Origin of the sequence: Methylobacterium frigidaeris, assembly GCF_022179185.1 — a bacterium.
Classification (GTDB): domain Bacteria; phylum Pseudomonadota; class Alphaproteobacteria; order Rhizobiales; family Beijerinckiaceae; genus Methylobacterium; species Methylobacterium frigidaeris.
This window is the reverse complement of sequence record NZ_BPQJ01000047.1, coordinates 18481-30726: the sequence shown is the minus strand read 5'-3', so window position 1 is coordinate 30726 and position 12246 is coordinate 18481. Positions and strand designations below refer to the sequence as shown.

Sequence of the window (12246 nt, the reverse complement as noted above, 5' to 3'; positions counted from 1 at the left end):
CCGAATTGGTTCCCCTGCGTTACCGTGCGCGGTCCCGCCGCGTCGCGATCATCGAGCCTGCACTCACCCTGAGCTGGAGCCCGCCCGCAGCGTCTACTGCGTCGCCTATCGCCTGCCCGGCGGCACCGACCCGATCTACGCCGGCCGCGCCCCCACCGACGCGGACTACGAGGCGGCGCGGGCGGATCCCGTCACCGTCGCCGTCGGCCTCATTTGCGAGGACCTCGCGGCCCGGGGATAACTGTCCCGGGCCGCTTGCGTTTGGACCCCAGGGTCTCAGGCTCGCTGGCATGGATCCGCACGCCCAGCTCGCCCTCGTCATCGTCGCCGGCCTCCTCGCCTTCGCAGGACTCTTCCGTCCTGAGGTCCGGAAGAAGCTCGGCGACTTGCGGGCCCTGACCTTCCCGGGAGGGTCTGCGGACCTGACCGGCGGCGAGGCGGCCGCCCAGATCGAGGCCCAGAAACAAGCGCCCGAGGCCGAGAAGCTACCGGTTCCTGCACCGGAGCTGGGCGCCGTGCTCCCGGACCTGCCACCGCCAAGCGGGGTCTACGGCCCCATCGAGGCCGACCTCCGGCGCCGCATCGAGATGATCGCGCCGGGCAGCCTCGACGCCCAGATGGCGTGGGCCGTGCGGGTCGCAGTCGCTGCACAAGTCGAGCGCGATCACGAGGCCACATATAGGCTCATATTCGGGAGCCAGATCGCCGCCCTAAAGGAACTCAACGTCCGAGGGATCTTGACGATTGCACAGGCCAAGGAGGTCTACAATCTGACGGCAGTCCGCAACTACCCTGATGTGTTCAAGCCCGAAACCTTCGAGGCCTGGGGCGACTACCTGCTCACGAGAGGGCTGGTGGCCGTGGAAAGGCAACCGGTCGACGACGACACCAAGGCGATACTGACCCCACTCGGCAAAGACTTCCTGATGTTCGTGACCGGGCGGGGGTTGACCGAGCACAAGTGGGGCTGAGTGTAAAAACGAAACGATCGCTTAGTTCGAGGGCGTTCAGGGCCAGAACTAAGCGATCATTTCGTTCGGTGGCTTGTGAGGGCAAAACTAAGCGAGCGCTTAGTCGCCGGTCCCCAGGACGGCCGCGCCTGAGGCGCATGCCGGCGAGTTGCTGGCGAGGTCGCCGTCCGGGAACAGGACCATCCTGCCCAGTGAGCCGGCCTCGATCATCACCATGCCCGCGCTCCGGACGGCAACGCCCGACCCCGTGCGCGCAGTCCACCGCCCCGTCCGGCCGTCGCGGGTCTCGCACCACGCCCGGACGCGCCACTCGCCCGGACCCGTCCTCTCGAAATCGAGCCCGGTCGTAACGGTCACGGGGCCGCGGCGTTGGACCGTTCCGGCGGACCACCGGGGCTGCTCCATGACGCCGGCGACCGCGGGGCCGGCCGCCACCAGGGCGACCGCGAGGAGAATGACACGCATGGTCAGACCTCCAGGACCAAGGCGGGGTTGAACGAGGGGTTCTCCGGCTTCAGCCTGGCCGGCCTCCCCCGCGTGGCGGCGATCTCCTCGACGTAACCACGCGGGTTCGCCACGACGCGCGTGCCCCCGACGCGGTAGTCCCGGGGCTCATGGATGTGCCCATGCACCCACAGGTCCGGTGCGTTCGGCCCCTCAAGGATTTCCGTTAGGTCGCTCGCGTAGGCCGCGTCGAGCGGCGTCTGCCACGCGCCGCCCCGCAGGCTCGCCGGGTGCGGCGCGTGGTGCGTGACGACGACGGTCGGACCGGCGAACGGGACTGCCAGCGCGGCCTCGATCCGGTGGCGTTGCTGCCTGTGCAGCTCCCCGGAGTAGCGGGGCAGGAACTTGCTGTAGAGGCCAGGGCCGCGCCGCCACTTGATGCGCCGCACATCTTGCATGCCGCCCCGCTGCTCGCACGCGTCTGACTGCGCAGCCGCCCGCACGGTCGGTTCGAGGTCCCAGTCAGTCCACAAGGTCGCGCCGACGAACCTCACGCCCGCAAGCACGGCCGTCTCGCCCTCGGCCAGAAGGGTAACGCCAGCGGCCGCCGCCAGCTCGCGAGCCTCCGGCAGGACGTCCTGATATGTCGATCTCCAGTAGTCGTGGTTGCCCGGCACGTAGACGACGGGGCCACGTTGCGAGAGCCCCCTCAGCCACGGCAGGACGCGGTCGCACAGGCGCTCACCGACGTCGCCGGCGATGACCGCGACGTCGTATTCGGGGGGCTCAAGGTCGAGCGGGTGCACGTCGAGGTGCAGGTCCGAGAGGACCCAAAGGCGCGCGGTCATGGCAGGAATCCTCCGGCCGGCGCTACAGGAGCGCCCAGGCCGCTTCGGTGTCGGGGAATACTGTGAACATACAGGGCAATACTTACGAAAGCCCTGGCCGGAGGGCGCGATCAGCGCTCGGCCCACGCGATCCCGTCGCCGCCATACGTCTCCAAGATCAGGACACGGCAGGCGGCCATGGGCTGGCCCCAGCCGTCGACGAAGGCGTCGTCCCGGAACGGGCTGAACCGGAGCGGCTCCTCGCCGCCCCACAGCGCCCGCGCCGGGACCCGCCGGCCGGACGCCCAGGCACACACCTCGCGCTGTCCCCGGAGCCGGATCCGGGCGACGGCGCCGGGCTTCACGACGAGCGTCACGTCGACGAGGCAGACCCGGGGGGCGTGCGCGACGACGCGGCCGCCCTCGCGGATGGACCAGAGCCGCCTGCGCGTGTGCCAGTAGACCTCAGTCACGCCAGCCTCCGAAGCTGGGCAGCGGCGGGAAGCAGAGGGCCAGGGCCTCGGCCTCCAGCGCCATCCTCAGGGCGTCGTCGGGCGCCAGGCGGCCGGCGGCCTCAAGGCGGATGATGCGGCCGACGCGCAGGCCGGCCGCCACGGCGATCAGGCCGCAGACGCGACGCATCGCCCACGCCGTCCGGATGCGGTCCCTGACCGCGGAGAGGGTGTCACGCTGCATCGCGGGCCCCCCGGCGCTCGGCCTCGATCAGGGACGTGAGGAGCGCCGTGATCGAGGCGAGGTCCTCGGGCCGGATGGCGCCGTCGCGGACGAGGCCGATGGCCTGGGCCCCGAGGGCGAAGAGGGCGAGCTGCCGCTCGGTCGGGGTCGCGTTCTGAGCCATGATCCCCTCCCTCAGTGGCGCGGCGCGAGCGCGTCGCGCGCGGCCAGCACGGTCTCGACGAGGCGCTGCAGGCGCCGCAGGCTCCCCCCGGCCCAGTGCCGCTCCAGGACGGCGGCCTCATCCCGGTCCAGGATCGCCTCCGCCGGGTGCAGGCCGAGCCTAGCCGCGACCTCGGCGGCGACCCGCGGGGCGAGCGCCGCGAGGTGCTCCGGCCCCGGCAGCGGCGCCTGCAGCACGCGGGCCCGGTCGAGGAGGGACCGCGGGATCCCGGCCAGACCGTTCGCCGTGCACAGGTAGAGGACGCAGGACAGGTCCACGTCCGCCTGCGCGACCGGATCCCGCCAGCGCGCCGACGTCTCCGGCGACCACAGCCCGTGCAGGCCGTCGTACAGCTGGCCCCCGACGCCGTGCGTGGCCCCGCCCGCCTTGTCGAGCTCGTCGACGAGGATCGCGGGGTTCGCCAGCCCCGAGGCCGCCATCGCGGCGGTCGGGACCGCCGGCTCCGCGCTGCTCCAGCGCCGCGGCGTGCCGCAGAACGAGGAGTCGGTGCTGGCGTCCGCGTTGAACGCCGTCACCGGGAGGCCCAGGGCCTCGGCCACCCGGCGCATCGCACGGCTCTTGCCCGAGCCAGGCGGCCCCACCGCGACCAGGGGCGGACCGCCCACGGACCGGCGCCGCGTCAGGACCCGCAGCGCCTCCCGGATCAGGGCGGCGAGGTGGGGCGCCTCCGCGACGAGCTCGGCCTCGATGGCGAGCAGGTCCGCCGGCGAGGCGACCAGCGGGATGGCGCGGCCGGCGATCCGGCCGAGCATCGCCTTGGCTTCCTTGACGGCAGACCCCGTGCTCTGCTGCCCGATCCCGGCGAGGACCGTCCGGCGCTCGCGGCCGTCGGCGTCGTCCGCCCACGGGCCCTCGTAGTCCTCGTCGCGCGGGTCCATGCCCGTGTCGTCCCGGACGGGGCTGGCCAGCGAGCGCAGAACGAGGGCGGCCGCCGCACGAGACTCCTCCGCAGCGAGGGCTCTGACCTTGGCGCGCGGGTGCGAGATCCGGGGGCCGCGCTCTGCCCGCAGGGCGAACTCCACCTGCCCGATGTACAGGGCCCGGGCGTGGTCGGGGCTGTCCCAGGAGGCTCGGGCGAGGCGGCCGGCGCGGTGCTCGGCGTGAAGGCACGAGACGGCGTCGCCGAGCAGCGCCGCGGAGACGCGCACCCGGTCGGCCAGTCCCTGCACGCGGACGGCCTCGTGCGGGTCTCGGGCGGCCGCGGCGGCGCGCTCCAGGGCAACGGCCAGGGCGACGGCATTGCCGACGGACGGGTCGCGGTTCGCCCGCTCGGCCGCCGGGCGGGCGCGGGACGGGATGAGGCCCTCTGAGAGGAGGATCCCGAGGAGCAGGGCGAGGTCCTGGCCCGCGTCGTCGGCGAACAGGGTGGCCTCGCTGAGGATCTCCTCGGCCGTACGGGCGGGTTCTTGAAATGCGTCGCGCGTGATCGCGTCCGCGCGCCACCGGCGGGCGGCATCGTCGTCGGTCATGGACAGTCTCCATCGCCCGTGCCGGCCTATGCCAGCGGGGCAGCCACCCGGCCTACGCGAGAGGTGTTGCGATCCGGTTAACGATGCTCGGGATTGATGACGCGCAGGCCGCGGAGCTGTACGAGGGCCCGTGTGGCCCCATCGAAAATGGCGGGCGCTGCCACGTAGCGATGGACGTCGAGATACCGGGCCGTCGCCCGGACGACGGCGGCGAACTCCCGAGCATCGGGGCGCTGCGCGATCCGGACGACGGCGGCGAGCGCGAAGGGCGGCAATCCGTGTTTTCGGACGCGGTCGCGGGCGGTGCTGCGGCGGTTGATGCCGGTCAGCTCGGCGACGGCGGACGACCAGTCGTCCCCCCAGACCTCCCCGGCCAGCGCGTCGAGGGCCTCGACCAGGGCGGCGCCGTAGGCCTCACGCGGGATGGGGATGCGGCCGTCCGGACCCTCCAGGTACGGTTCGCGCCCGACGTAGACGAGGTCGCCCTCGCGCCCGTCCAGCCACGCCCGCCCAAGGCGCAGGTCGCCGTCTTCGGGCTCCCAAGTGGCGACGAGTTCCAGGCGGACAGCGGGCGTCATGGACGGTCTCCAGGCGGGGGACGGCCCGGCGCCATCACCCGCGCCCCGTCGTGCCCGGCCCGGCCCGGCGCGGTCAAGCCGCGTGGCGGCGGCCGCCACCCGTAAAGCAGGGCCGGCAGCCGGCGTGGACGAATCCGCGAGGGGTGCTTCGATCTCCCGCGAGCCCCGGCAGCTGACCCGGTGACAGCGCCCGACTGAAAATCGGGAGAGGCACGTTCGACTCGTGCCCGGGGCACCAGACATCCGGGGGGACCGGCGTGACCGAGATGGACATCGAGGACCTGGCGGCGCGCGTGGCCGCCCTGCAACCGGAGGAGGCCGAGACCTTCGCGCGGGTGGTCTCCGGCCTGCGGGCCGAGCGGGCCCGGGCCGAGGAGGCGCGCATCGAGGCGCTCCGGGCCATGACGGACGAGCAGGCGGTCGACTTCATCCTCAGGGCGGCCCACCCCGACCCGGCGGTGGCCCTACAGGTCCTGCGCGACGCCGGGTTCCTGCGGGGCGAGGCGCTGCAGGAGCTGCTGCGCGAGGCCTACCCGCTACGGCTTCCGCGCCTCGGGCCCGGACTGGCAATCCCAGCGGCAGGGGCGCGCCGTCTTCGCAGACGAGGACTTCCTCCGGCGGATGCACGAGGCCCTGGCCATCGTGCAGGAGCGCTGAGCCATGGCGACCGACGAGAACCCGCACGCCTACTGCACCTGGTGCGGCAGCGCCCCGAACCGACACCTCGGGGAGGTCGAGTGCAGGTCGCGTGCGCAGGCCCTCGACTGTGCCTGGCTCAACGGCGTCGACCGCCTGCTCGCCGAGGAGCCGCGGGCCGCGGACCCGACGCCAGGTCGCGCCGCCGATCTTCCGCCGGCGGGACCTTCCATGGCCGAGAAGAGCCCGCTCCAGATGGTCCAAGAGGCCCGGAACGCTGTCGCCCAGGCGGCCGCCCTGCTGCTCGGGCACGCGGAGGGCCTCGCCATGCTGCGAGGGGTCGTGCTCACGCCGGACCCCTCGCCGGCGCCGGCGGTCACGCCCGGCCGCCCCTACCTCATCCCCGACCGGCAGGCCGAGCACGCCTACCGGAGGGCGGTCATGGCGGCCGCCCTGTTCGCCGGCGAGCACGCGGCGTTCGACCAGGTCGTGGCCCCCCGGGCCGCGGCCCTGCGCCGGGCCGTCGAGGAGTTCGTCGGCCCGAGGCGGGGCATCCTCCCCCCGCACGCCTCCAGCCTGCGGGAGGACGTCGAGGCCCGCTACGGCGCGGAGCCGGGGAGCGTCGTGGCCCAGGCCTGGCGCGACCACCTGGCGGCGCTGGCGGCGGACTACCGCCCGCAGCTCGTGAGGATGCGATGACCGACCACGAGACCTACGTCCGCCACTGCCTCGACCACATCGCGAGCCTGGCCGACCAGGCCTACGAGGACATGACCGGGGACTGGCGAGAGACCTCGGAGGCCTACGAGCTCCTCAAGGTGGATCTCGCCCGGCACGAGCGCGAGCGGGCGGCGTGGCGCGTAGCCCTGGAGCGGGACTACCTCGACCCGCTCTGGCGCCGCCTCGTCGACGCCCACCTCGACGGCGAGGCCCGGAAGGCTGCCCGCCCCGCGCTATGGAAGCCCCTGTCCCCGCCGGGCCCGGCGCCGGAACCGCGGCCGCGTCCGGCAGGCCAGGACCGCCCTGAGGCGGCTCCACCTGGGGCCCGTGCTGTGGGAGTGGCGCCAGACCCCGAGGGGATTCACACGCTCGGGTGAAATTCCCCCGGAGGCCGGAGGATTCATCCGAGCGTGTGAATGGCCGGCCGATCAGGCCGCGCGGGCGGCCGCGCCCTCGATGAAACGGCGGTGGTCCGGGCGGATGGCGTTGCCGTACCAGCCGTTCCTCTGCCCCGTGACCAGGCACCCGACCAGGGTCTCGACGCGCCCGACGCGGGTGCGCTCGCGGTCGCGCGGGTGGAAGGGGCGCAGCAGGTCGGCGTTGTCGCGGTGCAGGGCGCGGCCCTCGCACAGGGCGACGATGGCGGCGACCTCCTCCTCGGTGGCGCGGGGCAGCGCCTCCCGGACGAGGGCCTCGATGGCGGCGATGTCGACGGTCTGCATGACGGGGCTCCAGCCCGGCGCGCGGCGCCGGGGCGATGACGGGGAGCCATCAAGGGGATGCGGGAGGCCGACCGGCCGGGGCCGATCTCCTATGACAGGGATGATGCCCCTCGCGCCCGCCGGCGGCAAGGCCGGGGTGTGTGCGGTTTTCGCACAGAGCCGGGGCGGACGAGGGGGCGGCGGGACGCGCGGCTTGTATCAGGCTTGTATCAGGCGCCCTGGCGATACAAGCGGCCGACTCTAAGTGCCTGAGAAGTATGGAGCGGGCGATCGGGATCGAACCGACGACATTCAGCTTGGGAAGCTGACCGAACAACAAATTCGCGGGAGCCGGCCCGCCGTTTCATTTACCCTGGCATAGCATATCCAGTGACTTAGACCACCCCTCCGTACATCGCCCCCTTGCCAGCGCCATCCAGGCCGGCTGGTATCCACCCTGGTATCCACGGCTGAAGGATGGGGCATGGCGAAGGCGCGAAAGTCACGGGGCACCTACCTCCGGGAGAGGGTGCGGATCACGGCCGATCACACCCGCAAGGCGACCGCCTTGATCGCCTCCGGCAAGGTCGAGGGCCGCGGCCTGGAGTTCGCGGACGTCGGCTGCCCGGGCCTGATCCTGCGCGTGACGCCCCTGAGCGCCGGCTGGTTCCTGAAGACGGAACGCTCGACCGTTCGCTTGGGCGACATGGACGCCCTGCCGGTGGCGGCCGCCCGCGAGGCGGCGCTCCGGTCGCGATTGGCGCTAAAGGACGGTCGCCGCCCGGACGAGGACCTCGCCCTGTTCGGGCAGGCGCTGCAGCAGACTGGCGACGTAGACGCTGCGGCGGACGCCGCGTTCCCCGTGGAAGTCCACGAGCCTCCGTCGGCCGAGCATCGCCGGAAGCACGGACCGTGGACGTGGGCCGACCTCGTCCACGAATTCCTCGCCGCGCAGCTCCCGCGGAAGAAGTCGAGCTGGGCTCCTCAGTTCGAGCGGCACCTGCGCTACCGGGGATACGGGAGCATCGAGAACGAGCGGCTCGAAACCCTGCGCGTCGAGGACCTGGAGCGGGTGCGGGACGCCATCGCCGACGAGGTGGCGATCTCCTCCGTGGCGAGGGCCGTGCACCAGAGCAAGGCAGCCCTAGACTGGGCGTGGAGGTACAAGCGGCGCCAGAGCCGGCTGGGCGCCGTGGCCTGGTGGGAGAGCTTTGACATCGAGTACAGCTCGGGCACGCGGGATCACGTGCCGACGCTGGCCGAGCTCGGGCGCACCCTGGCGCTGGCGGAGCGGCATCGCGTGCTTGGCACGACGGGGCAGGAGACTACGCCCGGGACGCTCGCCGCCCTGTGGGCGACGGTCCTGACGGCGCAGCGCACGGGGCCCCTCGGGGGCACGCGGCTCGACCGGATCATCCCCATGGAGGGCCGGCCAAGCTGGCAGGTCTGGACGTGGAGCGGCAGCGACATGAAGGGCGGCAGGTCGGGCGGCCGCCCCCACGCGCTCCCGATCCCCCCGGCCGCCATCGAGATCCTCGCGCGGTTCGAGGACCCGGAAACGGATAGCCCATATCTCTTCCCGTCCCGCGTCGACGGCCGGCACGTCACGAGCGAAGGCATCGCGGGGCTGCTCGACCGCCTCCAAGGCAGGAGCAAGCCCAGCCGCGCCCCGAAGCCGGGGAAGACGCCCCGGGCGCCGACGCCCCGGACGAACCTGTTCGAGAAGCATGGCATCCGATCATGGGTGCCGCACGACGCCAGGCGCTCGCTGGGAACCTTCTTGGACGACGAGGACCTCGGGGGCGCCGCCAGCGCGATCCTGGCCCACAAGACCGGCAAGCGGGACGACGAGCATGCCCGCCTGGAGGACGTGACCCGACGCGTCTACGCGAAGGCCCAGCGCCTCGAACTGAAGGCCCGCGGGATGGAGGCGTGGGTCACGGCCGTCATCGCCGCCTACGAGCGCGAGGTCGCCTCTCTCGACCGCGCCGCGTCCCGGCCAGGGAAGCGGTAACGTCTTCATGCTACCGTCCAGATTCTTGCCGGAGGCCTCGATGCTCCGAAAACCCGTCCCCGCCCCGCCCCTCTCCCCCCTTTCCCCGGAGGCGTGACGCCGCGCGCGCAGCCTCCCTCGCAGGAGTCTGCCATGCCGGTTTTTTTCACCGCGGACTTGCACCTGAACCACGGCCACCTCTTGAGAGCCGACGTCGCCCGCCCCCGCCCGTTCGCTTCCGTCGAGGAGCACGACGAGGCGATCATCTCCCGCTGGAACGCGACCGTCCGGAGCGCCAGCGACGACGTCTACGTGCTCGGGGATTTCGCCCTCGGGCTGGACAGCGAGGGCCTGGAACGGGTGTTCCGCCGCCTGCGCGGCAGGAAGCACTTGATCGTGGGCAACCACGACCCGGCACGGACCGTGCGGCTGCCGTGGTCCTCGAAGCCGGCGGACCTGCGCCGGGTGGCCGTCGACGCAGGGGGGCGCCGGTATGACGTCACGCTCTGTCACTACCCGATGCGCGCCTGGAACAGGATCCATCACGGCGCGCTGCACCTCTACGGCCACACGCACGGGAGCCTGCCCGGGACGCGCCGGTCCTGCGACGTCGGGGTGGATTGCTGGGATTTCCGGCCGGTCGCCCTGCCAGAGATCCTTGACGCGATGGCTCTCTCGGACGTGTGGCCCGAGGAGCTGGCGGGCAGCGACGAAGCCCAGGCCTAGCGCAGGTCGTCCAGCACGGCGGCGTCCTCGCCCTCGGGCTGGGCGCCGGGATCATGCTTCGCCGTTGGGTCGGGGAACTGTATGAACGCGTTCCGCAGCGCTTCCCCGCGCGTCGCGGCACCACGCATCACGGTGAGATTCACGCTCACGATGACCCAGGGCCGAGTGGCCGTATACCGCTCGGTAGCGTGCTCCCACTGCGCCGCCGCGAGGCGCCGACAGCAGCGATACGGCTGGTGATACCTGTCTGTCGGATCGGGATCGAGCCTGATCATCAAGCCCAAGTCGGTCCCGTCCAACTTGTGCACTGTCATCCCGACTCTAGGGCGTCGGTGCTCCCTAATATCCTCCGCGAGCTTACTCTTTCGATACAGAGGATGACCCCACGGATCACCCACCGGGTCGATTAGCACCCGCGACGTACCCAAGACCTCGCTGTATCCACCCATCGTGAGATGGGGATCAAACGGCACGACAAACGTGAATTCGAACACCCGCACGACAGACCTCTTTTCTAAGACCCCGTTTCAGAACGAGTGTGCAAGCTTGGGCATTGGGTGAGCGGCAGGCGTCGCGGGTGTTGGGGGAGTGTCTGACGCTCACCCGAGAGACCCGATGTGGACGCCCGCCGCCCGTGCCGAGCTTGTGCGCGAAACCCTGCCGTATGCGACCTGCCTGAGCGACGCCGAATGGGCCGTGCTCGCGCCGCTGCTGCCCGCCCCGGCCCGGACTGGCCGCCCGTGGCTCTGGTCGCAGCGCGCCGTCCTCGACGGCATCCTCTACGTCCTGCGCACCGGCTGCGCCTGGCGCCACCTGCCGCTCGACTTCCCACCCTGGGGAACGGTGTACCGCTGGTTCCTGCGCTGGGCCGAGGCCGGCGTGTTTGAGCGGCTGGCCCATGCCCTAACCCTGGCTGATCGCGAGCGGGTCGGGCGCGAGGCCGGACCGACGGGGGCGATCCTGGATGCGCAGGCCGCGCGCTCGGGTGGCGTCGGGGTCAAGGGCGTGCGCGGCTACGATGCCGCCAAGCGCGTCGTCGGCCGCAAGCGCCATGCGCTGACCGACACCGACGGCCGCCTGCTGATGGCCGCGGTCTCGCCCGCCGACTTGCATGACAGCCACGGTGGTGTCGCGCTCCTGCGGGCCTCGCGCCAACTCTGGCCGTTCCTCGCCCACTGCTTTGCCGATCGCGCCTATCGGGGAGAGCGGGTCGGCACGTCCACCACCATCACCGTCGAGATCGTCGAGCCCGAGGACGGGCAGACAGGTTTTGCGGTGCAGCCAAGACGCTGGGTAATCGAGCGCACCCTGGGCTGGATCAGCCGCTGCCGCAGGCTGGCGCGCGATCACGAGGCCACCGTCTCCTCCGCGCTCGCCTTCTTCGTGCTCGCAGCCGCCATGGTTCTCGTCAGGCGTCTCGCACGAGCCTTATGAAACGGGGTCTAAGAGCGCCTGGATACCAGGTCCGCCTGAAGTATTGGTCAGGCATTTATGTCAAATACCACGGACATTCTTCACACATCGTCAGCCGGCGGCACGGCGATGGCCGCCATGCGCCTGCCCATCTCGGACCGCTCCCAGACCGCCTGCCGCTCGCGCACGCGCTTCAGAGCGGCGTCGAGGTAAGCCTTCGAGGAGGCGTATTGGATGGGCTCCGGCCTCCACGCTGCGCCCGGGTTGCGGAGCCCCGCCCTCGGGTCGCCCTGCCCCCTCGCCGTGACGACGACCGAGTGGACCCTCTTCGCCGGCAGCCCGACCGCCCGCGCGATCTCGGGCGACTGCTGGCCCGCCGCCCAGGCGTCGAGGACAGCCTCGCGGACGCGAATTGTGATCAGCGACGTCCTAGGCATCGGGCAGCTCCTTCGCGCGCCCCTCGGCCTCCATGCGCTCGAACCAGGCCCGCTGCTCCGCGGTGGCGATCCTCACCGTCGCGCCGGCGGCCTCGAACGAGTAGCCGAGCGTGTCCCCGGCCGTGAGCCGCTCCTCCCGGATCCGGCTGATGCGGGGATCGAGGCTGAACGCCCGGTAGGTCTCCCTGTCCACCCAGTAGATCCCCGGCTCGATGGCGCCCGGGACCGGAAAATCGGTCGCGGGGTCGAGCTCGCCTTTCAGGTAGCCGTTCTTCATCCACACAGTGCCGGCGCTAGCCATGGCGCTCATCCTCAAGGTGCATGGTCTCGATTTTTTCGCGAGCTCGCGGAGTTCCGCCCCAAGGGGCGGCAGCGTCCGGGGATCGGCGAGCGGGGATTCCTGCACGGCCGC

The 12246-nt window shown here is 71.9% G+C and carries 17 protein-coding genes and 2 tRNA genes; 7 read left to right on the top strand and 12 right to left on the bottom strand.

The genetic code is table 11. The features are described from left to right. Nucleotides 1-290: 290 nt before the first annotated feature. On the top strand, nt 291-971 hold the full coding sequence (locus MFF64_RS30050) for a hypothetical protein (RefSeq protein WP_238193147.1): 681 nt from the start codon (nt 291-293) through the stop codon (nt 969-971). 99 nt (nt 972-1070) lie between these two features. On the opposite strand, the gene MFF64_RS30045 is transcribed toward MFF64_RS30050, so the two are convergent. From MFF64_RS30045 to MFF64_RS30015, 7 genes are all read right to left on the bottom strand, one after another. Next, a complete protein-coding gene (locus MFF64_RS30045; protein ID WP_238193146.1) occupies nt 1071-1436 on the bottom strand; it encodes a hypothetical protein in 366 nt (121 codons plus the stop codon). 2 nt (nt 1437-1438) lie between these two features. Next, nucleotides 1439-2263: a metallophosphoesterase family protein gene (locus MFF64_RS30040; protein ID WP_238193145.1), complete on the bottom strand. Its 825-nt coding sequence runs from the start codon at nt 2261-2263 to the stop codon at nt 1439-1441. Between the two features lie 110 nt (nt 2264-2373). Continuing rightward, on the bottom strand, nt 2374-2715 hold the full coding sequence (locus MFF64_RS30035; protein ID WP_238193144.1) for a L5-gp82 domain-containing phage-derived protein: 342 nt from the start codon (nt 2713-2715) through the stop codon (nt 2374-2376). Next, nucleotides 2708-2938: a hypothetical protein gene (locus tag MFF64_RS30030; protein ID WP_238193143.1), complete on the bottom strand. Its 231-nt coding sequence runs from the start codon at nt 2936-2938 to the stop codon at nt 2708-2710. Before MFF64_RS30030 ends, MFF64_RS30035 begins: the two co-directional genes overlap by 8 nt. Beyond that, nucleotides 2928-3101, bottom strand: a complete 174-nt coding sequence (locus MFF64_RS30025; protein ID WP_238193142.1) for a hypothetical protein — start codon at nt 3099-3101, stop codon at nt 2928-2930. Before MFF64_RS30025 ends, MFF64_RS30030 begins: the two co-directional genes overlap by 11 nt. A gap of 11 nt (nt 3102-3112) precedes the next feature. Beyond that, nucleotides 3113-4630 carry an AAA family ATPase gene (locus MFF64_RS30020; protein WP_238193141.1) on the bottom strand — a complete coding sequence of 506 codons (1518 nt, stop codon included), beginning with the start codon at nt 4628-4630 and terminating at the stop codon, nt 3113-3115. Nucleotides 4631-4707: 77 nt separating this feature from the next. Beyond that, nucleotides 4708-5208: a hypothetical protein gene (locus MFF64_RS30015; protein WP_238193140.1), complete on the bottom strand. Its 501-nt coding sequence runs from the start codon at nt 5206-5208 to the stop codon at nt 4708-4710. Between the two features lie 162 nt (nt 5209-5370). Between MFF64_RS30015 and MFF64_RS30010 the strand changes: the two genes are divergently transcribed. From MFF64_RS30010 to MFF64_RS30000, 3 genes are all read left to right on the top strand, one after another. Next, nucleotides 5371-5446 (top strand) — tRNA-Phe (locus MFF64_RS30010). 422 nt (nt 5447-5868) lie between these two features. Then, entirely contained in the window at nt 5869-6543 is a 675-nt protein-coding gene (locus tag MFF64_RS30005; protein WP_238193139.1) for a hypothetical protein, read from the top strand. Next, a complete protein-coding gene (locus MFF64_RS30000) occupies nt 6540-6941 on the top strand; it encodes a hypothetical protein (RefSeq protein WP_099902250.1) in 402 nt (133 codons plus the stop codon). The genes MFF64_RS30005 and MFF64_RS30000 overlap by 4 nt, the downstream gene beginning before the upstream one ends. Nucleotides 6942-6992: 51 nt before the next feature. Here the strand turns inward: MFF64_RS30000 and MFF64_RS29995 are convergent, their stop codons facing one another. Both MFF64_RS29995 and MFF64_RS29990 read right to left on the bottom strand, forming a co-directional pair. Next, nucleotides 6993-7286, bottom strand: a complete 294-nt coding sequence (locus MFF64_RS29995) for a hypothetical protein (RefSeq protein ID WP_099902252.1) — start codon at nt 7284-7286, stop codon at nt 6993-6995. A 258-nt stretch (nt 7287-7544) separates the two neighbouring features. Further along, a tRNA-Gly gene (locus tag MFF64_RS29990) sits at nt 7545-7625 on the bottom strand. 124 nt (nt 7626-7749) lie between these two features. On the opposite strand from MFF64_RS29990, the gene MFF64_RS29985 reads away from it, so the two are divergent. Continuing rightward, on the top strand, nt 7750-9279 hold the full coding sequence (locus MFF64_RS29985; RefSeq protein ID WP_238193138.1) for a site-specific integrase: 1530 nt from the start codon (nt 7750-7752) through the stop codon (nt 9277-9279). Between the two features lie 132 nt (nt 9280-9411). Beyond that, a complete protein-coding gene (locus MFF64_RS29980) occupies nt 9412-9984 on the top strand; it encodes a metallophosphoesterase (RefSeq protein ID WP_238193137.1) in 573 nt (190 codons plus the stop codon). On the opposite strand, the gene MFF64_RS29975 is transcribed toward MFF64_RS29980, so the two are convergent. Further along, nucleotides 9981-10259 carry a hypothetical protein gene (locus MFF64_RS29975; protein WP_238193136.1) on the bottom strand — a complete coding sequence of 93 codons (279 nt, stop codon included), beginning with the start codon at nt 10257-10259 and terminating at the stop codon, nt 9981-9983. The two genes, MFF64_RS29980 and MFF64_RS29975, sit on opposite strands and share 4 nt — an antisense overlap. Nucleotides 10260-10599: 340 nt before the next feature. Here MFF64_RS29975 and MFF64_RS29970 point away from each other — a divergent pair, with 340 nt between their 5' ends. Next, complete coding sequence (locus MFF64_RS29970) at nt 10600-11418, top strand: IS5 family transposase (protein ID WP_099901036.1); 819 nt, start codon at nt 10600-10602, stop codon at nt 11416-11418. A gap of 80 nt (nt 11419-11498) precedes the next feature. Here MFF64_RS29970 and MFF64_RS29965 read toward each other — a convergent pair whose 3' ends face one another. Next, nucleotides 11499-11834: a hypothetical protein gene (locus MFF64_RS29965; protein ID WP_099901038.1), complete on the bottom strand. Its 336-nt coding sequence runs from the start codon at nt 11832-11834 to the stop codon at nt 11499-11501. Further along, nucleotides 11827-12135, bottom strand: a complete 309-nt coding sequence (locus MFF64_RS29960; protein ID WP_238193135.1) for a hypothetical protein — start codon at nt 12133-12135, stop codon at nt 11827-11829. The genes MFF64_RS29965 and MFF64_RS29960 overlap by 8 nt, the downstream gene beginning before the upstream one ends. Nucleotides 12136-12246: the final 111 nt, after the last annotated feature.